This is a genomic window from Segatella copri (genome assembly GCF_019127135.1).
In the GTDB taxonomy this organism is placed as follows: Bacteria; Bacteroidota; Bacteroidia; order Bacteroidales; family Bacteroidaceae; genus Prevotella.
In genome coordinates this window covers 19,756-43,557 of the sequence record NZ_JAHOEA010000025.1, presented here as the reverse complement: position 1 = coordinate 43,557, position 23,802 = coordinate 19,756, and the positions used below count along the sequence as shown (strand labels likewise).

Sequence of the window (23,802 nt, the reverse complement as noted above, 5' to 3'; positions counted from 1 at the left end):
ATAGATAAAAAACAGACACAATGGGGTATGTTTTGGTTAATCAATTACGTATAAAATGTTGCGCAACCTACATTTTTTAACGAAAAAGCACCAAAATGTAGCATAAAATACATTTTGGTGCAAAAATTGCTTAATTAATATGATATTTTATCAACCCCGGCATCGGAGCTTTCAATATCTGGGAAATCTTGAGATGAAACTCATCCTCCATCACATTTCTCAAAGGTGATTCAAAGTAATGAGCTATGCTTCCAACAAAACCAAGCATCGGGATTTCTTCTTCCAAGGATGAATGCCATGCCTTCATGCCTGGCTCCAACTGACTTATATCTTCGGTGCTCGCCTTGACATATTTAATATAAGGTGTGAGATTCTTTGCATAGAACTGATTGAAGCTCTCCAATATCATACGATAGAGAGCCATCGCTTCGTTCAGTTCGTCGGTTCCATTCTCATGTTTCTCACCTTCTGCTATCTGTTCTGAGATAAAAGGACAGATGGAAGCCAGGAAGCGATTGGCAAGCGGCTGTCTGTACACCTTATTAATAATAGTAGGATAATCCAAGCCCGACCAGGCAAGATATTTATTCTTTAGCGATACAGGCAATGTGCCCTTGAAGATACCATTGAGGAAAAGTTTGCCGATTACTGCCCCACTACCCTCATCGCCCAGGATATATCCCAACGGAGGAGTGTTCATCACAATCTTCTCTCCATCGTAAAGACAACTGTTGGCACCGGTTCCCAAAATACAGGCGATACCCGGTTTCTTGCCAAACAGGGCACGGGCTGCTCCCAGCATATCACCTTCAGCCTCAACCTTGGCTTCGGGGAAAGACTGCTGCAAGAGTGATTTCATGCGAGACTTCATCGCCTCGGTTACTCCACTGCCATAAAAGAAAACCGCCTGAGGCTGCTCTGACAGAACAAGTTCCTTACACAACACATCCAATATCTCGGCATCACTCTGATGAATCGGACTGATGCCCTGCGTCTTACAGGTAACCATCACGTTACCCTGTTCATCAACCAGAGCCCAATCGGTCTTGGTACTGCCACTATCTGCTATGAGTATCTTCATATTCTTATCTGATTAATTAACGTATCCTTTGACGTTGCAAATATAATCAATTTATATGAAAAATGGAAAAGATAACCCTAAAAATCGAACGTAAAGGTGCTAATATATCAAAAAAGGCGATTTTCTCTTTGCTTTTTCACGAATTATTAATAACTTTGCAGTCAAATTTACCAAATATGAAGAAGAGACTATACATCATAATTCTGCTGATGATGGCATTCGTGCTGCCAAGCAACGCTGTGCTCAAGGAAGCTAACCTGGACACAACGCTCTATATGCTGCGCACAGAATTGACCAACTATCATATAGACTTGGAGAGACAGAACCAAGCTGCCAAGGCCCAACAGTTGGCTGTGATTCAGGAACTCATCAGTATTGTGAAACAGGCTGACCAGAACTCCATCATGCTCTATTCGCAGCGCAATGGGTATATTTTCGACATGACGTATGCCTGTCATGAGGCTACAGAGCAGTTTAAGAAGTTTAAGTCGAAGGCTGTTCCTTTCCGCCAGATGATCAAGAAGAACAATGTTGAGGTGGCGCGTTTCGATTCGCTCATCAACTATCTCTACGGCATGAACACCATGTTTCTCAGCGAAGAAGCACAGGTGAACCGAAACGTTGACCTGACTCTGGCAGTCAATATCCGCCGCCAGCTGGTAGAGAAACAGAAACAGCTGCAAGCCTATGTACAGGCTTACGACAGAACCGACCGTAAGCTACAGGCACTCAACGACTATGCCAACCACAGATACGAAGATATCCAGAACAGCATCTTCAATAATGGAGGCGACAACTATCTGCGTATACTCCGCAATATCAGCATGAACTATAAGGAGGCGAAGACGTCTGTAACCGAGAAATACAAGCCCGTACCGGGCATGATGTCGCAATGGGATGTACGTATCATCTTCATTCTCTTTGGTATCATCATCTTCTGGGGGCTCATCTCTATCTTCCTCAATCTCTTTACCATCCGCATCGTGATTACCCAACTCATGAAGCATGGTATGTTCGAGAACAGAAAGGAAAGTTTTATGGCAAAACGACCATGCCTTATCATGGCGATGACGGTAGTAACCTTCGCAGTCATTCTGGGTATCGTAAGAATGGCGGTTACCCAGAACTTCGTGATTATGGCAAGCCAGTTGTTGGTAGAATATTCCTGGCTGGTTGGCGTTATTCTGGTATCCATCCTGCTACGTGTAGACAACGATAAGATCAAGAATACCTTCCGTATCTATTCGCCATTGATGCTGGTAGGTTTCATCGTTATCGTGTTCCGTATCATCCTGATACCAAACGACCTGGTAAACCTTATCTTTCCACCGGTCCTTCTGCTCTGCGCTCTCTGGCAGTGGAATGTGATAGGCAGAAAGCACAACCAGGTATTGCGCACCGACAAGACATACGCATTCATATCGCTTGCCGTATTCGGAGTAAGTACCATTTTTGCCTGGACAGGTTTCACACTGCTTGCCGTCCAGCTTATCATCTGGTGGACCATGCAGCTTACCTGCGTGCTTACCATCACCTGTTGCGAGGGATGGCTCAGCGTATATGCCAAGCGTAAGAAGTTGGCAGACAAGGCGATTACCGATAAATGGCTGTATCGCTTTATCTATAAGGTATTGCTCCCTATTTCAGGCGTGCTCTCGTTCATCATCTCTATCTATTGGGCAGCAGATGTATTCAACATGAGTGATACGACTTGGGAGATATTCAACAAGGATTACATCAAGACCAGCAACTTCACTGCATCGCTTTTCAGTATTTCAGAGGTAGCTTGTCTGTACTTCCTGTTCAACTACATCAACATTACTTCTGTAGACTTCATGCGCCATCACTTCGAGAAGGCAGACCCGACTTCTGCTGCCTCAAAGATTGTGATGTTCAAGAACGTGATGCAGGTGATTATCTGGGGTATCTGGCTGATGATAGCCCTGAACGTGTTCCAGGTAGGAAAATCATGGCTGCTTGCTATCTTTGCCGGCTTATCAACCGGTCTGGGTTTTGCATCAAAGGATATTCTCGAAAACATCTACTACGGCATCTCTCTGATGATGGGCCGTGTGAAGGTGGGTGACTATATTATCTGTGACGGCACCCGTGGTAAGGTGAGCAGTATCAGTTATACCTCTACGATGCTGGAGGCTACCGATGGTTCGGTCATAGCCTTCCAGAACTCGCAGCTCTTCTCCAAAAACTACAAGAACATGACCAAGAATCATGGTTATGAGCTGGATATTCTGGAGGTAGGTATTGCTTATGGCAGCAATGTGAAGGAAGTGAAACAGATTCTGATTGATGCCCTCATGAAACTGGACTGTATCTATCAGGACAAAGGGGTGAAGGTATTATTGAAAAGTTTCGATGACAGCTGCATCACCCTCAGAATTGTGGTATGGGTGAACGTGCTTACCCAAGCCATCGACGATGCCACCATTATGGAGTGCATCTACGATACGCTCAACGATCACAACATCGAGATTCCGTTCCCACAACGTGAGATTACAATCAAACAAGTTAATAATTAACAGGTTATAGTTTACAGTTAATAGCAGGTTAGCCCCCTATTAACTATAAACAATTAACTATAAACTATAAAAAAATATGGCAACATTCATAGCAGGTCCTTGCGTCATCGAGTCAATGGAACTATTGGAAACAGTAGCTCAGGAACTCGTCCGCATCAACGAAAAGTTAGGAACTAAAATCATATTCAAGGCTTCATTCGATAAAGCCAACCGTACCAGCATCCACTCTTTCCGTGGTCCAGGACTGGAGAAAGGTCTCCAGATGCTGGGAGATATCAGGGAGAAATACAACCTTCAGGTTACAACAGATATTCATGAGAGTTATCAGGCTTCAGCAGCAGGCGAAGTTTGTGATATTCTCCAGATTCCAGCCTTCCTCTGCCGACAGACCGACCTTCTGGTTTCTGCAGCCAAGACTGGTAAAACCGTCAACATCAAGAAGGCACAGTTCCTGAGCGGTAGAGATATGAAATATCCTGTAGAAAAAGCATTGGAGAGCGGTGCCAAGGAAGTTTGGCTCACAGAACGCGGCAACTGTTTCGGCTATAACAATCTCGTGGTAGATTTCAGAAACATCCCTGACATGAAGGAGATTGTGCCAAATGTCATCATGGACTGTACCCATAGCGTTCAGCGCCCGAGTGCAGGTGACGGCAAGACGGTAGGCGACCGTAAGTTCGTTCCAGCAATGGCAAAGGCGGCTAAAGCTTTCGGAGCTACCGGCTACTTCTTTGAAGTACATCCAGACCCAGACCAGGGCAAGAGCGATGCAGCCAATATGCTGGAATTAAACAAGTTGGAATCACTTATAGAAGAACTTTTGTAAGTGAAGAGTGAAGAACGAAGAGTGAAGAATTCAAATGATTTAGAAATGCCCGATAAAAATAACAATATAGATGATAAGATTGTTCGCGGTTATGGCGAACAGGCTCTTAAAGACGAGGCGCAAGCCATCCTCGACCAGATACCTTATCTGAACGACAACTTTGAGAAAGCTGTAGACATGATGTATCATTGCCAAGGCAAGATTATCGTTACAGGTGTGGGCAAGAGTGGACACGTAGGTGCCAAGATTGCCGCTACACTTGCCTCTACAGGCACACCAGCCTTCTACATCAATCCACTGGATGTCTATCACGGCGACTTAGGTGTGATGACCGACAAGGATGTGGTTCTGGCACTGAGTAACAGCGGTCAGACCGATGAACTGCTCCGTTTCATCCCGATGGTACTCCACATGAATGTTCCTATCATTTCCATCACCGGGAATCCAGATTCCCTGCTGGCAAAATACTCCAACCATCATATCACCGTAAAGGTAAAGAAGGAGGCTTGTCCGCTGAACCTCGCCCCTACCAGCAGTACTACTGCAGCATTGGCTATGGGTGATGCACTGGCTATCGCCCTGATGCAGGTACGCCACTTCAAGCCTCGTGACTTTGCACAGTTCCATCCTGGTGGAGAATTAGGCAAACGACTGCTGACCACAGCAGAAGATGTGATGCGCAGTGATGATATGCCTATCATTCCTAAGGAAATGCACCTGGGCGAGGCTATCATCCACGTAAGCAAGGGCAAACTGGGATTGGGTATCTCATTGGATGAAGACAACCACGTTATCGGACTTATTACCGATGGTGATATCCGACGCGCCATGGAGAAATGGCAGGCAGAATTCTTCAACAAGACTGTAAGCGACATCATGACCACCACTCCGAAAATGGTGACTCCGAAGACGAAGATTTCGGAGATTCAGCGCATCATGCACAAGTATAAGGTGCATACGGTACTGGTTGTAGACAAGGATAATCATTTAAAGGGCATTGTAGATCACTATGCCTGCATGGTATAATTTTTTAAGCACGGATAACACAGATTACACGGATTTATAGATAACACGGTTATAGATAAGATGAGATATTTTTTATTAATAGCGACATTATGGCTGTCTTGTTCGCTGTGCAGCGCACAGACCAGCGATTCACTGATTGTTAATCAGCTTCGTGGGAAAGGTGTGAGTTTTTCTCACGATAATTCCGTGACCCTTCTGATGAATGGTCAGGAAAAGTTTGATGATATGTTCCAGGCAATCCGACAGGCTAAACATAGTATACATCTGGAATACTTCAACTTTCGTAACGACAGCATCGCCTCCCTTCTCTTTGATATTCTTGCACAGAAGGCAAAGGAGGGAGTAAAGGTGAGAGCCTTATATGATGGTTTCGGAAACTCTTCCAACAACAAGCCTCTGCGAAAGAGACATCTCAAGAAAATCCGTGCCAACGGCATAGAGATTTATGAATATAAGCCCCTGAAGTTTCCATGGGTACATGCAATCTTCAACCGTGATCACCGTAAAATCGTTGTCATCGACGGGCAGATAGCCTATACGGGCGGTATGAACGTAGCCGATTACTATATAAAAGGTACAAAGGTGGTAGGAGAATGGCACGATATGCACTGCCGAATCGACGGCAGTGAGGTAAATACCCTGCAGAAGATATTCCTCAAGATGTGGAACAAGGTGAGCGGACAGCATATTGATGGCGAAGAGTACTATCGCAAAGAAAAAGAAGACTACCTGGTAGAGAATCTCAAGCCAGACACAACAGCAACTGCCTACAGAAAGATGGTCGGCATCATCAATCGTGAGCCTCATATAACAAAGGATATCATCCGATATTTCTATGTGAATGCCATCAATGATGCACAGGACAGTATCAAGATTATCAGCCCCTACTTTACCTTGAGTCATAAACTTAAAAAGGCATTGAAGAATGCTGTGAAAAGAGGAGTAAAGGTAGAAATCATGCTCTCTACCAAGAGCGACATTCCTCTGACTCCTGACTGTGGTTTCTATAATGCGCACAAACTGATGAAGGCAGGATGCAATGTCTGGATGTATACGCCGGGCTTCCACCATACCAAGATTATCATGGTAGACGGCAAGTTCTGTACCGTGGGTAGTGCCAATCTCAATGCCAGAAGCCTGCGCTGGGACTATGAAGAGAATGCAGTGATTGTGGATTCTTGCACTACACAACAACTGGTACAGCTCTTTGATGGGGAAAAGAAAGACAGTTTCTTACTCAATGAGAAGAACTGGAGAGAGTGGCGTACGGGCTGGCAAAGATTCAAAGGATGGTTTGCCGCAAAGGTACTCACTCCATTCTTGTAAAAACAAGATATAAGTATAACCCAACTTTCACTAGTAGAAGTAAAACAAACAGAGATGAATGAAGAAATGATGAAAGCCATGGCTGGCAAACAGATGCCAGAAATGGCAATAGTAGAGAGCAATACACTCGCCGCAATGGGACTCAGACAACTGCTTGAGTCGGTGATGCCCATGATGAAAATCTCGACCTTCGGTTCGTTCCGTCAGTACGAGGCAAACAATCCAGACCACTTTGTTCATAGCTTTGTATCTATGCACATTGTACTGGAACACCGCTACTTCTTCACACAGGGCAACAGGAACCGCCACGTGATCGTTCTGACACCCAGCAACGATCCCAATTCGCAACTTGCTGAATTTCATTGTCTCTGCGTCAATGTACCAGAAGGATACCTGATAAAAGAGCTTCTCAACCTGCAGCATTCCGGGCATCCTCATGGCGAACATATCCCTGCCATGCCCCCCGTCACTCAGGAAAAAGTTCTGTCGGATAGAGAAATAGAGGTATTATCTCTGGTAGCACAAGGGAAAATCAACAAAGAGATAGCCGACCAACTCTGTATCGGACTGACTACAGTGATTACCCATCGCAAGAAAATACAGGAAAAACTGGGATTAAAAAGTGTGTCTTCACTCACCATTTATGCTGTGATGCATGGTTTTGTGGACATCAATATGATTTAGCCTTCACCATAAATAGTGATGCAGAATCATCACATACCTAAATATAATGATAACGCCTTCCCCTCATGTGAGAGGAAGGCGCTATCATTTTAGAAAAAATAACATTATTTAAACTGATATTCCACAGATAAACTACAGCTTTACAGAAGAAATATCAACCAAATTGTTCACGATGGCATAAATTGTAAGACCTGCAGGAGAGTGAATCTGCAGCTTTCGGGCGATGTTTCTGCGATGCGTAATGACCGTATTGATAGAGATAAACAGGTGGTCAGCAATCTCCTTGTTGGTCATTCCCTGAACCAAAGCAACAATCACATCTTTCTCACGGTCGCTCAACTGTTCGTCACTCATCGGAGTCTGATTAATCATGCTCGAAATCTTGGCACTCACATCGTTCTGCTTCAGTTTACGCTCTGCATTTCTTACTGCAGGAATAAAGATTTCTTCCTCAACCTCAGAATGATGTTTCAGCCATTCCTCATTATTATATATATCATAAAGAGTGGCACTGAGCTGATTATTATGCAAGCCATCAGAAGGCAAATACTTGATAATGATACTCTTGAGTTCCTTTAACTTCATATCTACCTGAGCATGGTGCTTTGAGAAGGTTTCTATATCAAAGCTTGCATTGGCATTACCATCTATAAGTGCCTGAACATAAGGGAATACCATCTTTTCTTCATACCGCATGTGATTGGTTATACTATGGGCATAATCATCATAAAGTTTGAGGATAAGACGTGCCAGATTATCTGTTTCATCCAAAGCCTCAACGAGTTCCTTACGGATGAAAGGCAACTGGAAATCAATATAATAGACATGGGATGCCTTGAGATAATGCAAAAGGGTCGGTAACGACAAACGGTCGGCATTGTCATACTCTTTATAACCATTGATGGTATAATTGACCACAGCCAAGAAAGTATAGGTATCCACCTGCTGTTCTTCGCAAACTTCGCGCACAGTTTTATCACCAAAGCCCAGGTTGATGCCGAAGCTGCCGAGGCTCTGTAAAATGTTATAATTGTCTCTAATGATGCTGATCATCTTGTCATCAGCTTCATACATCTTCTGATTTTTCATCTTTCTTTCTCCTTAAATGAAAACATCCTTGTATCAAGAACATTCATAATGTTTCTATTTCGGTTGCAAATATACAAAAAAGTTTCGAAACTCGCAATACCTAGAAATGGGGATGCCGTAGTTTACCGATTTTTAGGTATTGCAAGATATTTTAAAACTCCGTACCTTTGCACCCGAAATCGAGAAAGAGCGCAGTGATGATTGCCACTCCCGAGCGGCAGAGCTGCGTAATTCCTTATCAAGTCAGATTGGCTTTAAGGAGATACTAGGCCTCTTAAGTATCGAGACCGCAAGCAGATATCTGCGCTCTTTTCTTTATATATATAGTGTAAGGATAATACGAAAATAATAATTCTAAAAAAAATAAAGATGAACAGTTTAAGAATTGGATTGATGTCCGCTGCCCTTGTTGCCGGTTTGGCAACGGCAAGTGCACAGACTGTGGCTGCCGATAGTGTGATGCAGCATGTAAACGGCAAGCGCCTCAGCGTGGGTGGTTATGGCGAGGTGGCTATGAGCCGCAACTTCTATAGCGACGCTGGCAAACGCTACTCTAACGCTACTGCTTATAAGAACGCTCCCGACCACGGACGCTTCGACATTCCTCATGCAGTCATCTACCTGGGTTACGACTTCGGAAAGGGATGGACCATGGGTACTGAGATTGAGTTTGAACACGGAGGTACCGGACAGTCTATCGAATACGAGGCTGAGGAAGCCATCGAGTATGAACAGGAGGTAGAGAAAGGTGGCGAGGTGGAACTTGAACAGTTCTGGATTCAGAAATCATTCGGTCGATGGGCTAACATCAAGGCTGGTCACATCGTGGTACCTGTAGGTTTGACCAATGCCTATCACGAGCCATTGAATTTCTTTACTGTTTATCGTCCGGAAGGCGAAAATACCATTCTGCCCTGCACCTGGCACCAGACTGGTATCAGTTTCTGGGGAAAGAGCGGTAAGTTCCGCTATGAGGCACAGTTTCTGGCTGGCTTGAACGCCTATCGTTTCAGTCGCAGCAACTGGATTCAGGGCGGTGCCAAGAGTCCATACGAGTTTGAGGTAGCCAACAAATATGCCGTAGCTGCCCGTGTAGATAACTACAGTATTCCTGGTCTGCGCATCGGACTGAGCGGTTACTACGGCAAGGCGATGGGCAACACCACCCCGCTGGATACCCAGCACAAAAACATCAAGGGAAATGTATATGTAGGTGCCTTAGACTTCACCTACAACAAGTACAACTGGAAGATTAGAGGCAATGTGGATTATGGCTATGTAAGCGATGCTACAGCCATCACCAGCATCGTATATCCAGGTACGGCGAATGTCAAGCCTAATGAATCTGGTAGCGGCAAATACTTCGGCAGTCATGCCATCGCTACCATGGTGGAAGCAGGCTATGATGTTTTCTCCCAGATTTCCAAGTTGCGTGAAGACAACCAAAAGCTGTATGTGTTCGGTCATTTCGAGTATTACGATTCATCGGTACACAACACCACCGCCAAGTGGACCAACCGCAAGATTGTGGCAGCAGGTATCAACTACTTCCCTCTCCCACAAGTCTGTGTAAAGGCAGAGTACAATCAGCGCATCTTCCACTCTAAGTACAACAATGAGCCAGCCGTAAACATCGGCATCGCTTATCAGGGCTTCTTCCTCTAAATCTAGGGAAGCAGCCGTATCATAGTTTATAATTTTCATATTCAAACATAAAAAACAAAGAAAAAATGAAAAAAGTTTTCCAGAAGGCATTCTTGTTCGTAGCAACAATGACCTTATCTTTGGGTTTCGCTTCTTGTAGCGATGATGATGACCCAGTAACAGAGGGTAACGTAGTACCAGCAACAGAATTATCTGCTGTTGCCAACACTTATGTAAACGACATTATCAATCCTACCTACAAGGATTTGAGAGACTATGCCAAGGTTCTGAAGGATGCATGCGACAAGGCATACGCCAACGCCAAGGCTGGCAACTTGAGCGATGCAGATATCACCGATGCCTGCGAGGCTTTCAAGAACGCTCGTCGTGAATGGGAGCGCAGTGAGGCATTCCTCTATGGTGCAGCAGCCAACAACGAGATTGACCCACACATCGACTCATGGCCACTCGACCACGACCAGATGGTAAAAGCACTCAACAATCAGAGCATCATCTCCGGTATCAAGGGTTCAAACCCTGCTCAGTTTATCTATACAGAACACCAACACTTCGAATCAGTAATCGGTTTCCACGGATTGGAGTTCGTACTCTTCCGCAATGGTGCTGAACGTACTGCAGCCATGCTGAATGCCAACGAGACAGAAGCAGGCATGACATCTGTGAAGGGTATTGATGAGTTGGCATTTGCTGCCGCTGTAGCTGGCGACATCTACAACATGACTTCACTCCTCCAGTATGGTTGGAATGGTGATGCAACCCTCGGTTCTTGGTTGACATCCAATTGCAATTGGGTGATTGATGGTCTTAAAGATCTGGAAGATAGCGCAGGTGCCCTTTCTTCTGCAGGTATCAGTTACGGTCAGTTCCTCCTCAATGCCACAGGCGAAAAGGCTTGGTTCCCAACATGGCAGGAGACCTTGGAGAATGTATTCGTAGGCGGTTGCTCAAGTATCTGCCAGGAGGTTTACACCCAGAAGCTGGGCCAGGCTTACCGTGTAGCTACTGGTAATGGTGGTACAACAGAGGATGGCGAAGCTGAGTCTCGCGACTATATCGAGTCTCCATACAGCAAGCGTTCATTCATCGACTATCAGGACAACATCTACTCTATCAAGAACTCTCTCTATGGTACACGTGATGTAACTGCTACAACTCCTGTTGCTAATTCATTGATGACTATCATGAAGAAGTATAACTACAGTGGCTACAGCGCATTGAACACAGCTCTTGATGAGGCAATTGCTTCATTGGAGACAGCCAAGAAGAGCGGTATCGCCTTCGTGGATGATCCAGCCAATGCTCAGGTAAAGACTTGCATCGACAAGATCAACACCCTGGACGATGAGTTGAACAATGCTGGTTCATGGTTCCGCGCATTGAAGGTTTCCAAGTAATCTATCCATTACAGCAGAAACAATAAGAATAAAGGATAACGTAGCTTTGCTTTCTTCAACAGAAGCAAAGCTACGTCATTTGGGTTAAAGAGAAGATATTACTAAACAAAGATACATTATGAATAAGAATTTTAAGAATTATGCCTACATGTCGTTCGCCCTGGCTTTGGCTACGACAATGGCTAGCTGTTCTGACGATGACAACAAAGTTGAAATTCAGGAAACAGATGCCGCGTACGTAGGTAAGGAAGTGGGTAACTTTACTGCCGACGAGTGGTATCCTGGCGGTAAGCTGGGTACAACTGAGAACACAGGTTCCAGCAGTTATTCTGACCAGACACCTGCAGTAGATAACGACCCAGAACTCTTCAAGCAGTTCTTTATCGGCGAGCAGATGTTCGAGCGCCAGTATTCATGGAACACAGGTGCATTCAAGGGCTTAGGTCCTGCTTCAGTCCGCTCATCTTGCTTTGATTGCCATCCAGAGTATGGCCATGGCAAGCGCAAGGCACAGTATGAAACCCGCTATGGTAATGGTAACGGCTATCTGCTCGTAGTATATCATCCTGTAGATGGTGCCAACAGCAATGATGGTGGCTATGTAGCTGAGGTTACAGGTATGCCTCAGACACAAGCACAGTCTCCATTCTTGCCACCTATCGATGAGAGCAAAATCAATATGAGTTGGGAGCACGTCAACAAGATGGAAACAGAAGAGATACCATCCATGCAGTTCCCTGATGGCGAAAAGTTTGATTTGATTTATCCTGAGATTTCTATCCCTAAGAGTGCCTTCAACACCAGTCCTACTCCATACGAAACCGGCAATGGTGCAGTAGCTGTAAGATTGGAATCTACCATCGGTATTGGTGGTACAGGACTGGTAGATGCCATTCCTAACGAAGCTATCAAGGCACAGTACGCATCAGAGGCATCTTACTTCAAGAAAGCTGGACTTGACGTAAAAGAATACATCAATCCAGCATTTTGGGATGCCGACAAGAATGACTTTACCGACGGAGCATACTATACAACATTTGGTAGAGATAGCAAATACGCTACTGGGGGCGTGCATGCAGATGGCAGCACATTCGATCCAAACACCTCTGAATTGAACAAAAGGATTGTCAAGCGCTTCACTTATGCCTTGACCCGTGGTAGTTTACAGGATGGTCCTGGTGCTAACGCTATCTGGAACATCACCAACGTAACCCGTAAGGATCGTCCTTGCCTCTATACCACGGCCCCTTGGGCAAAGGCAATGTCAGAGAATAAGGATGTGATTGCAGCCATCAAGAAGGACCCTACCTCTCCTTATTATGCAGATGGTACTGACGAGGGAATCAAGGAAGCTGTAGCAAACCTGTTGGATCCAAAAACCAACCAGTTTGACAACCAATGGCACAACTTCAAGCCTGAGCAGAGCATGGACGATTTCTATGCCTTCATGGTATGGCATCGTGGACTTGCAGTACCTCGTGCCCGCAACTTGAATGATCCACAGGTACAGCAGGGTAAAAAACTCTTCATGGAATGGGGCTGCGCCAACTGTCACAAGCCATCATGGAAGACCGGTGACGATAACTACGTAACATCCAAGTACATCGCCGACAAGAAGTTGCCTCGTTATCAGAACCAGACCATTTATCCATATTCTGACTTCATTCAGCACAAGCTCTATATGATGAACGACATCCATGGATCATGGTGCCGCACCACTCCACTTTGGGGTCGTGGCTTGAGCTACGTGAATACAGGTGCTGAAGACCGCCTGCACGACTGCCGTGCCCGTAACGAGGTAGAGGCAATCATGTGGCACTGCTACAGCAAGAAGAGTCATGCCTATAGTTCAGCCATGAACTTCTACAAAGCATCGAAGAGCGATCGTGATGCAGTGGTTAAGTTCCTGCGTTCTATCTAATCATAAGATATTACAAGAAGAAACAAAAATAAGAAAAGCTGCCAGGCTATCAAAAGCATTTGGCAGCTTTTTTTATCAGAACCTCTAAATATACGTATAAAATCTTGCTTGTCTCCGAATAATATCGTAATTTTGCAGCGGAAATTCTATCAAGATTCCAACTAAGTATGGTTAAAAAGATTATATTCATTCTTTACATCCTTGTGCTCGTATGCATGGCTTCCGCCACCATCGTGGAAAAAAGCCAGGGCACGGATTATGCTCATGCCCACTACTATGGGGCATGGTGGTTCATTCTTATCTGGGCAGTACTTGCTGCCCTCGGTGCTTTCTACATCATCAAAAGAAAAGTGAAGTGCGCTTCTACATTGGCACTCCATCTCTCCTTCATCATCATCCTTGCCGGGGCATTGCTCACACATATATCGGCTAAACGGGGCATGATTCATCTGCGAATCGGTCAGCCTACAGATACTTATATGGCTCAGGATGAAGAGCAGGGTATGAAGGAAGAGAAACTCCCTTTCTCGCTCTGCCTGCAGAAGTTTGAAGCGAAGATGCACGATGGAACCAACGCCGTGGCTGACTATTCTTCAAAATTCACCGTAATAGACGGAGATGATAAGAGCGAAGGCGAAGTTTCGATGAACAACATCTATTCCCACCGGTCGTACCGTCTTTATCAGTCATCTTACGATGAAGACGGCAAGGGAAGCGTGCTCGCTATCAATGCCGATCCATACGGCATACCAGTCACCTATACTGGCTATGCGCTGCTCTTCATCTCCCTCGTATGGATGCTCTTCGACCCTAAGGGCGGTTATCGCAAACTACTGAAGAGTCCTTTGCTCAAGAAGGGAGCCTTGATGACAGCACTCATCCTCAGCATGGGCAATATACAGACACTGCATGCAGAATCTGCAACAGGCAATCTCCAAAATGCTGTATTGCCAAAGGAAACTGCAGAGAAGTTTGGCGAGCTTCATATTCTCTACAACGACCGCATCTGTCCGGTACAGACCTTTGCCCTCGATTTCTGCAAGAAGATATATGGAGCCAGGAGCTATCAGGGATTGACTGCAGAACAGGTACTCTCTGGTTGGGTATTCTATGGAAATACTTGGGCAAACGAGCCTTTCATCAAGATCAAGAGCGGAGAAATGAAAACAGCGATGAATCTGCCTGACTATGCTTCGCTCAATACTTTCTTCAATCGTGAGATGGGTGGCTATACCATCGGACAGTATGTTCAGGAATACTACAATGGTCAGCAGGACAAGTTCCATCAGCAAGCCGCTGATATCGATGGCAAGATACAGATCATCATGGAATTGCGTGAAGGTGTTTCATTGAAGGTTCTTCCTTACACCTTCACCAAGAACGTGAAAGCTACCAAAGATCATCCTTTCATCAAGGCGGGTACCACCACCTGGTTTTCACCTGTAGATAAGTTGCCACAGGCCGTGGAGCACCAGCATGCGCTCTATATCAGGAATGTATTCTCTCTGCTGAATGGTGATGTAAAGGCAGGCAATACGAGCCGTGTAAACGAGTTCTTCGTCAAGATGAAGAAATATCAGGAGGTTAGTAGCGGTAATTCGCTGCCAACAGCTACACAGTATAAGGCAGAACGCATCAATAATGCCTTTCCTTTTGCAACCATTCTCTTCATGGCAAACCTCACATTGGGTTTCATTGCCCTCTTCTACACCATCTATCGCATGACGAAGAAGAAAGATATCAAAGTATTGAACATCGCTTTGCCTATCCTGCTTGGCGTATCCTTCCTTGCCTTAACCTTCGGATTGGCATTGAGATGGATTATCAGCGGCAACATACCTATGTCTAACGGATATGAAAGTATGCTGACTGTAGCCTGGTTCGTGATGCTTATCAGCATTTTGATGCAGTTGCGCATCCGCATCGTGATGGTATTCGGCTTTCTGATTTCAGGATTCTTCCTTCTGGTAAGCCATATCAACCAGATGGATCCTGCTATCGGACAGATGATGCCGGTATTGAACAGTCCATTACTCAGCATCCATGTCAGCATCATCATGATGAGCTATGCACTGCTATCCTTGACTTTCATCTGCGGCATCATGGGTATCTGCCTTCGCTCTCATGGCGAAGAGCTTCAGGCACTGAGCCGCATCTTCCTATACCCTGCCCTCACCACGATGGGATTCGGAATCTTCATCGGAGCCATCTGGGCTAACGTGAGCTGGGGTAATTACTGGAGTTGGGATAGCAAGGAGACGTGGGCGCTCATCACCTTTATGATTTATGCAGTAGTAGTGCATACGCAGAGTCTACCGGTTTTCCGCAAGCCGCTGGTGTATCACATCTACATCACCCTAGCCTTCCTGAGTATCGCCATGACCTACTTCGGTGTGAACTATTTCCTCACGGGCATGCACTCTTATGCATAGCCCATCAGAAGACAGAATATATTTAGTCTTAAGGCAAAATTTATTTTCCCTTAAGGATAAATATATGATGGTGTTGACATCAATCTAATCATCATACTCTTCAAGAAGGGAGAAATCCGTTCCCCCACACTCTTTTTATGTTTTTTTAATATCCTACGGTCACAATTGTTACCGTAGGATTATTTTTTAAGCCGTAATTTTGCAGCCGGAAACCAGGAATGGCAGATTGCCGCCTGGAAGAAAACATTAAAATAACTCATTAATTTATAGCAATATGGCAGAAAACAAGATGTTCTGTTTCCAGTGTCAGGAAACAGCTAAGGGTACAGGCTGTACCATCAAGGGTGTTTGCGGTAAGGAGGCTACAACTTCCAAGTGGCAGGATCTGCTGCTCAGCGTGGTTCGTGGCATAGGAACCATACAGCATAGCATAGGCAAAGAGCCGACACCAGAGGTAACCCGTTTCCTCACGGATGCACTCTTCACCACCATTACCAACGCCAACTTCAACGACCAGGATATCCTGCAAAAGGTAGATAAGGGCATCGTACTGAAGAAACAGCTGCTGCAAAAGGCAGCAAACATGAATATTCACCTCCCTGCCTATCAGGAGGTAACCTGGGGTGGCGAGAAGACAGACTATGAGGCAGAGGGCACCCGTGAATCCGTGCTCCGCCACGAGAATGCAGATATCCGCTCGCTCAAGGAACTCACCATGCTCGGTCTGAAGGGCATGGCAGCATACTACGAGCATGCAGCCCATCTGGGAGAAGAGAACAGCGAGATTATCAGCTTCATCTGCCGTGCTCTCGCCACCATCAGCAACCCTGATGCTGATATGAACACGCTGCTGGGCATGGTGCTCGAAACAGGAAAGTACGGCGTGGATGTGATGGCACTCCTCGACAAGGCCAACACCCAGGCATACGGTAATCCGGAACTCACCCGGGTGAACATCGGCACAGGCAGCAATCCGGGCATCCTCATCTCCGGTCACGACCTGAAGGATATCGAAGATCTCCTCATCCAGACCGAAGGCACGGGCATCGACGTCTATACCCATGGCGAGATGCTTCCTGCCCACTACTATCCGCAGCTCAAGAAGTACAAGCATCTGGTGGGCAACTACGGCAATGCGTGGTGGAAACAGAAGGAGGAATTCGAGAGCTTCAACGGTCCTGTAGTCTTCACCACCAACTGCATCGTACCGCCATCGCCATCGGCAGGCTACAGGAACCGCGTCTTCACCACCAACTCTACCGGTTTCCCTGACTGGAAGCATATCCAGGCGGGTGCCGACGGCCACAAGGACTTCTCCGAGGTGATTGCGCTTGCCAAGACCTGCCAGCCACCTAGGGAGATAGAGACAGGCGAGATCATCGGCGGTTTTGCGCATGCCCAGGTCTTTGCCCTGGCAGACAAGATAGTAGAGGCAGTGAAGAGCGGAGCCATCCGCAAGTTTGTGGTGATGAGTGGCTGCGATGGCAGAATGAAGAGCCGCAACTACTACGAGGAGTTTGCCAAGGCGCTGCCTCAGGATGTAGTGATACTCACCAGCGGCTGTGCCAAGTTCAAGTACAACAAACTCAATCTGGGCGACATCAACGGCATTCCTCGTGTGCTGGATGCCGGTCAGTGCAACGACTCCTATTCCTGGGCGGTTGTGGCATTGAAGCTGAAGGAGATCTTTGGAGCCAGCGACATCAACGAACTTCCTATCTTCTTCAATATTGCCTGGTACGAGCAGAAGGCTGTCATCGTACTTCTTGCCCTGCTGCATCTGGGCGTAAAGAACATCCATCTAGGTCCTACGCTCCCAGCCTTCTGTTCACCAGCCGTACTGAAGGTACTGGTAGAGACCTTTGGCATTGCCGGAAACGGAACGGTAGAAGAGGACATCAAAAATTATATAGGATAAGAACAGCAGCTACTGAGTTAAGGGAGAATCTGTAAAACTCGGGTAAAAAATCAAAAGATAAGTTTTCATGTTTAAAAGGCACTTTGCAATAACACTCTCGATAGTGTTGCAAAGTGCCTTATTTTTTGAGCGAACAATAAATCGGGGGAAAATGCGTTATTGAATATAAAACTTAAATGTATGAAAGAATCAATATTCGTTACCTTGCAGAAATGCACGGTGTTTGAGGGGTTTACTCCAGAGGAAATCAGAGAGGCACTGTCGATGGTAAGCTACCGGATGGTGGAGCTTGCTGCCAGGGAAACCTATGTGCTGGCAGGAATGCCCTGCAGATATGCCGACATCATTGTCGAGGGGGAGATGATAGCCCGCATGTCGGGATTGTCGGGCAAGCAGGCTCAGATAGAGCGGCTGGGAGAATCGATGCTGATAGCCCCTGCCTATATCTTCGCACATAATAACGAGATGCCCGTAAGCGTGGAGACAAGCAGGAAGACTACCCTCCTGCGCATGAGGCCTTCGGAACTGAAACTGCTGATAGATACTGATGAGCGCATACGCTGGAACTTCATCCAGCACCTGTCAAGGATAGATATCTTCCTTTCGCAGAAAATGCGCATGCTCTCCCTTTTCTCCGTCAAGGAGAAGGTGGCGCAATACCTCATCAAGATGGCTACCGAACAGCAGAGCAGAACCATCCGGCTGGATGTCAGCCGACAGGAAATGGCAGATATCTTCGGTATCCAGAAGTTCTCGCTCCTCCGCTGCCTGTCCGAATTCGAAGAGAAGGGCGCCATCAGGATTGATGGCAAGACCATCACCATACTCAACTCGGATGAAATGAAATAAGAAGCAAGAATGAGAAAGCCTTGGAAATTGCTAAGAACATGCTTGCCGATGGTGTTGACATCAATCTAATCAAGAAGTATTCCGGTCTAACCCAGGAACAAATACAATAGGCTTCGATGGCAAATGAAGCCTATTTCATTGTCCAACGAAAGTACTTTCATGTGCTCATGAAAGTACTTTCGTTTTTTATTGCTTTTCTACTATATTTTATTCCATAAAGACAGAGCGCCAAAGACTGTAACGCGCCTCTAGATTCAACTGTTCCAAATGCTGGAAGACGGCTTGCATATCCGCACGGCGGGTAGTCTCTTCGTAAGGACATAGTGCCTTCTGCTTAGTGAAATGCAACTCTTCTGCTACCTGCCGGATATCCGCCTCATGCACCAGACAAAGGGGGCGGATGATGGTGAGGGGATAATGTTTTAAAGGAAGACTGGGCTGCATGGTGGAATGCGAACCCTCGAAGGTGATGTTCATCAGCAGGGTAACGAGGATATCATCCATGTGATGTCCCAGAGCTATCTTATTAAACCCGTGGCTTACAGCAAACTCGAAGAGCGTCTTGCGGCGGTTCCAGGCACAGAGGAAACAACGGGTCTTGCGGGGATCGGTGGATTCATCGAACGAACTATGCAGGATATGGAGTTTGATGCCATTCTCTGCACAAAATGCCTGCAGATAAGAACGGTCGGTCTCGTAAGGGATGTTATCCATAATGATATGCGCCGCCTCTACCTCGATATGCGGCTTATAGATGCGAGCACGCTGAGCCAGCAAACGGACCAGTTCCAGGGAATCCTTTCCACCACTCAAGGCTATAAGAATATGGTCACCATCTTCCAAAAGCCGGTAATCGACACATCCTTTATTGAATCGCTTTAATACTTTCTGTTCTGCTTTCATCATATTCTGAAAAGGGAAAAGAAAAGCCGCACCCTTTTTCCAGAGTACGGCTTTATCAAGATACATCTCTCTACCTTGCAGAAGAGAAACGACAATTTAAACTTCAAATATAATTCTATCTTACTTAGCGTAAGCTACACTACGAGTCTCACGAATCACAGTAATCTTAACCTGACCAGGATAAGTCATCTCATTCTGAATCTTGGTTGCGATTTCATCAGAAAGTTTGATACTCTCTTCATCGTTCATCTTATCCGCACCCACGATGACACGGAGTTCACGACCTGCCTGGATAGCGTAAGTCTTGGTTACACCAGGATAACTCATGGCGATAGCTTCGAGATCATTCAAACGCTTGATGTAAGCCTCTACAATCTCACGACGGGCACCAGGACGAGCACCAGAGATAGCATCACAAACCTGTACGATTGGAGCCAACAAAGTATTCATCTCAATTTCATCGTGGTGAGCACCGATAGCATTGCAGATATCTGGTTTCTCCTTATACTTCTCAGCAATCTTGGCGCCATACAATGCGTGTGGCAATTCACTCTCCTCATCAGGCACCTTACCAATATCGTGCAAGAGACCAGCACGCTTAGCCTTCTTAGGATTCAAGCCCAATTCTGATGCCATGACAGCACAGAGATTAGCTGTTTCACGAGCATGCTGCAAGAGGTTCTGACCATAAGAAGAACGATACTTCATCTTACCGATGATACGAATCAACTCTGGGTGCAGACCATGGATGCCGAGGTCGATAGCTGTACGCTTACCAGTCTCGATGATTTCATTATCCAACTGCTTCTTCACCTTGGCTACCACCTCCTCAATACGGGCTGGGTGGATACGTCCGTCAGCTACCAACTGGTGGAGAGCCAGACGGCAAACCTCACGACGAACAGGGTCGAAGGCTGAGATAACGATTGCCTCTGGAGTATCATCCACTACGATTTCTACACCAGTTGCAGCTTCCAAGGCACGGATGTTACGGCCTTCACGACCGATAATACGTCCCTTCACCTCATCATTATCGATATGGAAAACGCTGACAGAGTTCTCAATAGCTGTTTCAGTAGCAACACGCTGGATTGTCTGAATCACAATCTTCTTAGCCTGCTGGTTAGCATTGAGTTTGGCATCATCCATAATCTCATTCACATAGCTTGCAGCATCGAGTTTAGCCTGATCTTTCAGACTTTCAATCAATCTCTGCTTAGCCTCTTCAGCACTCAGACCAGAAAGTTCTTCCAGTTTAGCCTGTTCCTGTTTCTGCATCTTATCAAGTTCCTGCTGCTTGACAGACAAGAGTTTCTTCTCGTTGTCAACACGCTGCTGATACTGATCAATCTCCATCTTGCGTCGACCGAGGTCTTCCTGACGCTGATTGAGAGAAATCTCGCGCTGTTTCAGCTTATTCTCATTCTGCTGGATGCGAGAATTACGCTGCTGCACTTCTTTTTCGAGTTCCGCCTTCTTATTGAGGAATTTCTCCTTCACTTCCAAAAGTTTCTTCTCTTTTACTACTTCTGCCTCTTTGTTGGCAGCATCTATCATTTCATTATATTTTCCCTTAATGACATAACGGAAAATGAAATACCCTGCAGCACCACCTATAACAAGGGCCACCAAGGCTGCTATAATAGTTACTATCATTATTATATATATGTTTATTAATATTCTTATTTCAAAGCGTCTTCAATCTCGGAGGTAAGCTTCTCAAGAATATCGTCATAAGGTTTCGTATCATTCCGATCCGATTCCTTCTCATATCTCAATGCCACATCAATGAGCGCCATATATAAGATTTCCTTATCGCTTTTTCTGCCTTTGAAAATCTTGGTATATGAGTTTACAATATCATCTATCAGTTTGGCTGATTTACGATAATACTCCTCGTCCTCTCTAGGTATTCTTACCGAGAGATCGGTATCATAGACGTGTAATCTTATGAGTAATTTATCTTGTTCTTGTTCTGCCATCGTTCCGATTTTTATTTTTCACCCAATAGCGTAATACACTTATTGACATCTCTAATAAGTTTGGTGATACGTTTCTGCGTAGTTTCGATATCTGCATCAGAAATCGTCATCATCTTTGCCATCTTCAAGCTGTCGTAATCATTCTGCGCTTGAGCCAACTTTTCCTCCAATGCCTTGATCTTGGCATCGCGCTCATCCACCATCGCATAGAGTTCTGCATTCTCCTGCTTGACCTCGTCAAACTTGAGAATCATCTGCCTTACTCTTGTGGCAAACGTATTGATTGTTTTCTCATTTGCACTCATGACTATTATTTTTTGGCTACAAATTTAAGAGAATTATTTGAATAAAACAAATATTCTGCTATTTTTTTTTATTTTGGGCGCAACATTTGTTACTTTCCCATCTTCTGCTTCGCCTTTTCTACGTCTTCATCTGATGGACGTGGCTCTTTTTTGGCAAGCATCAATACCTGGAAGGTAAAGTCGGTTACCCATTGCTGGCTGAATGCCAAACGCTTGTTGAACTGGCGTAACTGAAGCACGGTTTTCAGCACACTGGCATCAGAGAAATCGTTCTTGGTAAAGATATCTTCTACTGTTTTAGCAGTCATCTTATATAGCGAATTCTTCATGAAGCTAGGCAAACGGAGTTTAAACTTCATCAGATTGCCCATCAGCATCATCAGATCCTGCGTAAAGTTTTGGAACTGGATAAGATATACGTTTACATCCTGCAGTTTGTGACAGTTCTTACGGATACTGGAATCTATTTCCTTGAAGAAGACATCATCCGTATCATAGATATTCTTCATCATTTTCTTCACCTGTGCCTTTTCGCCAATACCCAGACGATTGTTGACCGTCGGAACATGCAGACTTGTCTTGAAGACACGCAAGTCTGGCAACATGGCCAAATTGGTGATACCTAACTGAGAAGCAAGTGCTGCCTGAAAGTATACACGGACCAAGGTCATGTAATCTTCCATTCCACCTACCTTTTTATCGTCGTCTTTACGACCGAATAGTTTAGCAAAAATTCCCATTCCTTTATTATTTTATTTTCTATATCTATTTAAATTGTTCTGCAAAAATACAATAAAATCAGTAAATACCCAAATCAAAGCGATGTTTTTTCTCTAAAAAGGTGTTTTTTTAAATAAAAAATGCAATTTTATGTCTTTTGATTTCCCACATTCAACTTTTTTTAGTAACTTTGCCGCGTTTTTAAGACAATACTTTTCAACTCAAACAGTTTAGAAATAGAGAAGAATATGAAAGGAATCGTATTAGCAGGTGGTTCGGGTACAAGACTTTACCCTATTACCAAAGGTATCAGCAAACAATTGATACCTATCTTTGATAAACCAATGATATATTATCCTGTTTCCGTGCTGATGTTGGCAGGAATCAAGGAGATTTTGATTATTTCTACCCCTTTCGACCTACCAGGCTTCAAGCGGTTGTTGGGCGATGGCAGTGAATTGGGTGTACACTTCGAATATGCAGAACAGCCTTCGCCAGATGGTTTGGCACAGGCATTTATCATTGGAGAGAAATTTATCGGCAACGATTCTGTCTGCCTGGTTCTGGGAGATAACATTTTCTATGGAGCCGGTTTTTCAGGACTGCTCAAGGATAGCGTAAACGCTGCTGAAGAAGGATTGGCAAGCGTATTTGGCTATTATGTCAACGACCCAGAAAGATATGGTGTGGCAGAATTTGATGAAAACGGCAACTGCCTAAGCATTGAAGAGAAACCAGCAGCCCCAAAGAGCAACTATGCGGTTGTAGGTCTCTATTTCTATCCTAACAGCGTGGTGAATGTAGCTAAGAACATTAAGCCTAGTGCAAGAGGAGAGTTGGAAATTACTACTGTAAACCAGCACTATCTGGCAGAGAAAACGCTCAAGGTAAGAACTTTGCAGCGAGGTTTTGCATGGCTTGACACAGGTACACACGACAGTCTTTCTGAAGCAAGTACCTTTATTGAAGTCATAGAAAAGAGACAAGGTTTAAAAGTGGCTTGTCTGGAAGAAATTGCATTCAAACAAGGATGGATAAATAAAGAGCAATTGTTGAAACTGGCTCAACCGATGCTCAAGAACGGATACGGACAGTATCTGAAAGAACTTGCTGAAAGCAAATAACGAAAACTCTATCATTTAAA

19 protein-coding genes are annotated in these 23,802 nt (G+C 45.2%); 12 read left to right on the top strand and 7 right to left on the bottom strand.

What is annotated here, in order from left to right:
- Nucleotides 1–130 precede the first annotated feature (130 nt).
- The gene (locus KSW37_RS08240) at nucleotides 131–1,081 is read right to left on the bottom strand and encodes an ATPase (RefSeq protein WP_217314028.1); all 951 of its coding nucleotides are present in this window, start codon (nucleotides 1,079–1,081) and stop codon (nucleotides 131–133) included.
- Nucleotides 1,082–1,257: 176 nt separating this feature from the next.
- Between KSW37_RS08240 and KSW37_RS08235 the strand changes: the two genes are divergently transcribed.
- The 5 genes from KSW37_RS08235 to KSW37_RS08215 all read left to right on the top strand — a co-directional run bounded on the left by KSW37_RS08235 (nucleotide 1,258) and on the right by KSW37_RS08215 (nucleotide 7,480).
- The gene (locus tag KSW37_RS08235) at nucleotides 1,258–3,618 is read left to right on the top strand and encodes a mechanosensitive ion channel family protein (protein ID WP_217314027.1); all 2,361 of its coding nucleotides are present in this window, start codon (nucleotides 1,258–1,260) and stop codon (nucleotides 3,616–3,618) included.
- Nucleotides 3,619–3,694: 76 nt separating this feature from the next.
- On the top strand, nucleotides 3,695–4,444 hold the full coding sequence (gene kdsA, locus KSW37_RS08230) for a 3-deoxy-8-phosphooctulonate synthase (RefSeq protein WP_217314026.1): 750 nt from the start codon (nucleotides 3,695–3,697) through the stop codon (nucleotides 4,442–4,444).
- Nucleotides 4,445–4,489: 45 nt separating this feature from the next.
- Entirely contained in the window at nucleotides 4,490–5,470 is a 981-nt protein-coding gene (locus tag KSW37_RS08225) for a KpsF/GutQ family sugar-phosphate isomerase (protein WP_217314025.1), read from the top strand.
- Between the two features lie 60 nt (nucleotides 5,471–5,530).
- Nucleotides 5,531–6,796 (top strand): cardiolipin synthase, encoded by a 1,266-nt coding sequence (gene cls, locus KSW37_RS08220; RefSeq protein ID WP_217314024.1) that lies wholly within the window; start codon nucleotides 5,531–5,533, stop codon nucleotides 6,794–6,796.
- A 66-nt stretch (nucleotides 6,797–6,862) separates the two neighbouring features.
- The gene (locus tag KSW37_RS08215) at nucleotides 6,863–7,480 is read left to right on the top strand and encodes a response regulator transcription factor (RefSeq protein ID WP_228115308.1); all 618 of its coding nucleotides are present in this window, start codon (nucleotides 6,863–6,865) and stop codon (nucleotides 7,478–7,480) included.
- A gap of 132 nt (nucleotides 7,481–7,612) precedes the next feature.
- On the opposite strand, the gene KSW37_RS08210 is transcribed toward KSW37_RS08215, so the two are convergent.
- Nucleotides 7,613–8,569, bottom strand: a complete 957-nt coding sequence (locus tag KSW37_RS08210) for a LuxR C-terminal-related transcriptional regulator (RefSeq protein WP_006846389.1) — start codon at nucleotides 8,567–8,569, stop codon at nucleotides 7,613–7,615.
- A gap of 369 nt (nucleotides 8,570–8,938) precedes the next feature.
- On the opposite strand from KSW37_RS08210, the gene KSW37_RS08205 reads away from it, so the two are divergent.
- The 6 genes from KSW37_RS08205 (at nucleotide 8,939) to KSW37_RS08180 (ending at nucleotide 18,748) form a co-directional block, all read left to right on the top strand.
- Entirely contained in the window at nucleotides 8,939–10,234 is a 1,296-nt protein-coding gene (locus KSW37_RS08205) for a hypothetical protein (protein ID WP_118253774.1), read from the top strand.
- A gap of 65 nt (nucleotides 10,235–10,299) precedes the next feature.
- The gene (locus KSW37_RS08200; protein WP_217314023.1) at nucleotides 10,300–11,628 is read left to right on the top strand and encodes an imelysin family protein; all 1,329 of its coding nucleotides are present in this window, start codon (nucleotides 10,300–10,302) and stop codon (nucleotides 11,626–11,628) included.
- 118 nt (nucleotides 11,629–11,746) lie between these two features.
- Nucleotides 11,747–13,549: a di-heme oxidoredictase family protein gene (locus tag KSW37_RS08195; RefSeq protein ID WP_217314022.1), complete on the top strand. Its 1,803-nt coding sequence runs from the start codon at nucleotides 11,747–11,749 to the stop codon at nucleotides 13,547–13,549.
- A 167-nt stretch (nucleotides 13,550–13,716) separates the two neighbouring features.
- Nucleotides 13,717–15,981, top strand: coding sequence for a cytochrome c biogenesis protein CcsA (gene ccsA, locus KSW37_RS08190; RefSeq protein ID WP_217314021.1), 2,265 nt, complete (start codon nucleotides 13,717–13,719; stop codon nucleotides 15,979–15,981).
- A 274-nt stretch (nucleotides 15,982–16,255) separates the two neighbouring features.
- A complete protein-coding gene (gene hcp, locus KSW37_RS08185) occupies nucleotides 16,256–17,899 on the top strand; it encodes a hydroxylamine reductase (RefSeq protein ID WP_217314020.1) in 1,644 nt (547 codons plus the stop codon).
- A gap of 180 nt (nucleotides 17,900–18,079) precedes the next feature.
- Nucleotides 18,080–18,748: a Crp/Fnr family transcriptional regulator gene (locus tag KSW37_RS08180; protein WP_217314019.1), complete on the top strand. Its 669-nt coding sequence runs from the start codon at nucleotides 18,080–18,082 to the stop codon at nucleotides 18,746–18,748.
- A gap of 207 nt (nucleotides 18,749–18,955) precedes the next feature.
- On the opposite strand, the gene KSW37_RS08175 is transcribed toward KSW37_RS08180, so the two are convergent.
- The 5 genes from KSW37_RS08175 to KSW37_RS08155 form a co-directional block, all read right to left on the bottom strand.
- Complete coding sequence (locus KSW37_RS08175; RefSeq protein WP_437183116.1) at nucleotides 18,956–19,717, bottom strand: tRNA 2-thiocytidine biosynthesis TtcA family protein; 762 nt, start codon at nucleotides 19,715–19,717, stop codon at nucleotides 18,956–18,958.
- A 54-nt stretch (nucleotides 19,718–19,771) separates the two neighbouring features.
- Nucleotides 19,772–21,307 (bottom strand): ribonuclease Y, encoded by a 1,536-nt coding sequence (gene rny / locus KSW37_RS08170; RefSeq protein ID WP_217314017.1) that lies wholly within the window; start codon nucleotides 21,305–21,307, stop codon nucleotides 19,772–19,774.
- A gap of 26 nt (nucleotides 21,308–21,333) precedes the next feature.
- Nucleotides 21,334–21,633, bottom strand: a complete 300-nt coding sequence (locus tag KSW37_RS08165; protein WP_022120985.1) for a cell division protein ZapA — start codon at nucleotides 21,631–21,633, stop codon at nucleotides 21,334–21,336.
- 11 nt (nucleotides 21,634–21,644) lie between these two features.
- Complete coding sequence (locus KSW37_RS08160) at nucleotides 21,645–21,938, bottom strand: hypothetical protein (RefSeq protein ID WP_217314016.1); 294 nt, start codon at nucleotides 21,936–21,938, stop codon at nucleotides 21,645–21,647.
- An 89-nt stretch (nucleotides 21,939–22,027) separates the two neighbouring features.
- Entirely contained in the window at nucleotides 22,028–22,678 is a 651-nt protein-coding gene (locus KSW37_RS08155; protein WP_217314015.1) for a hypothetical protein, read from the bottom strand.
- 228 nt (nucleotides 22,679–22,906) lie between these two features.
- Between KSW37_RS08155 and rfbA the strand changes: the two genes are divergently transcribed.
- The gene (gene rfbA, locus KSW37_RS08150; RefSeq protein ID WP_217314014.1) at nucleotides 22,907–23,782 is read left to right on the top strand and encodes a glucose-1-phosphate thymidylyltransferase RfbA; all 876 of its coding nucleotides are present in this window, start codon (nucleotides 22,907–22,909) and stop codon (nucleotides 23,780–23,782) included.
- The last annotated feature ends 20 nt before the right edge of the window (nucleotides 23,783–23,802 follow it).

What these genes read in the sequence shown, in the direction of transcription:
- KSW37_RS08240 (WP_217314028.1), bottom strand. Translation starts at nt 1,081, where the DNA reads ATGAAGATACTCATAGCAGATAGTGGCAGTACCAAGACCGATTGGGCT.
- KSW37_RS08235 (WP_217314027.1), top strand. Translation starts at nt 1,258, where the DNA reads ATGAAGAAGAGACTATACATCATAATTCTGCTGATGATGGCATTCGTG.
- kdsA (WP_217314026.1), top strand. Translation starts at nt 3,695, where the DNA reads ATGGCAACATTCATAGCAGGTCCTTGCGTCATCGAGTCAATGGAACTA.
- KSW37_RS08225 (WP_217314025.1), top strand. Translation starts at nt 4,490, where the DNA reads ATGCCCGATAAAAATAACAATATAGATGATAAGATTGTTCGCGGTTAT.
- cls (WP_217314024.1), top strand. Translation starts at nt 5,531, where the DNA reads ATGAGATATTTTTTATTAATAGCGACATTATGGCTGTCTTGTTCGCTG.
- KSW37_RS08215 (WP_228115308.1), top strand. Translation starts at nt 6,863, where the DNA reads ATGATGAAAGCCATGGCTGGCAAACAGATGCCAGAAATGGCAATAGTA.
- KSW37_RS08210 (WP_006846389.1), bottom strand. Translation starts at nt 8,569, where the DNA reads ATGAAAAATCAGAAGATGTATGAAGCTGATGACAAGATGATCAGCATC.
- KSW37_RS08205 (WP_118253774.1), top strand. Translation starts at nt 8,939, where the DNA reads ATGAACAGTTTAAGAATTGGATTGATGTCCGCTGCCCTTGTTGCCGGT.
- KSW37_RS08200 (WP_217314023.1), top strand. Translation starts at nt 10,300, where the DNA reads ATGAAAAAAGTTTTCCAGAAGGCATTCTTGTTCGTAGCAACAATGACC.
- KSW37_RS08195 (WP_217314022.1), top strand. Translation starts at nt 11,747, where the DNA reads ATGAATAAGAATTTTAAGAATTATGCCTACATGTCGTTCGCCCTGGCT.
- ccsA (WP_217314021.1), top strand. Translation starts at nt 13,717, where the DNA reads ATGGTTAAAAAGATTATATTCATTCTTTACATCCTTGTGCTCGTATGC.
- hcp (WP_217314020.1), top strand. Translation starts at nt 16,256, where the DNA reads ATGGCAGAAAACAAGATGTTCTGTTTCCAGTGTCAGGAAACAGCTAAG.
- KSW37_RS08180 (WP_217314019.1), top strand. Translation starts at nt 18,080, where the DNA reads ATGAAAGAATCAATATTCGTTACCTTGCAGAAATGCACGGTGTTTGAG.
- KSW37_RS08175 (WP_437183116.1), bottom strand. Translation starts at nt 19,717, where the DNA reads ATGTATCTTGATAAAGCCGTACTCTGGAAAAAGGGTGCGGCTTTTCTT.
- rny (WP_217314017.1), bottom strand. Translation starts at nt 21,307, where the DNA reads ATGATAGTAACTATTATAGCAGCCTTGGTGGCCCTTGTTATAGGTGGT.
- KSW37_RS08165 (WP_022120985.1), bottom strand. Translation starts at nt 21,633, where the DNA reads ATGGCAGAACAAGAACAAGATAAATTACTCATAAGATTACACGTCTAT.
- KSW37_RS08160 (WP_217314016.1), bottom strand. Translation starts at nt 21,938, where the DNA reads ATGAGTGCAAATGAGAAAACAATCAATACGTTTGCCACAAGAGTAAGG.
- KSW37_RS08155 (WP_217314015.1), bottom strand. Translation starts at nt 22,678, where the DNA reads ATGGGAATTTTTGCTAAACTATTCGGTCGTAAAGACGACGATAAAAAG.
- rfbA (WP_217314014.1), top strand. Translation starts at nt 22,907, where the DNA reads ATGAAAGGAATCGTATTAGCAGGTGGTTCGGGTACAAGACTTTACCCT.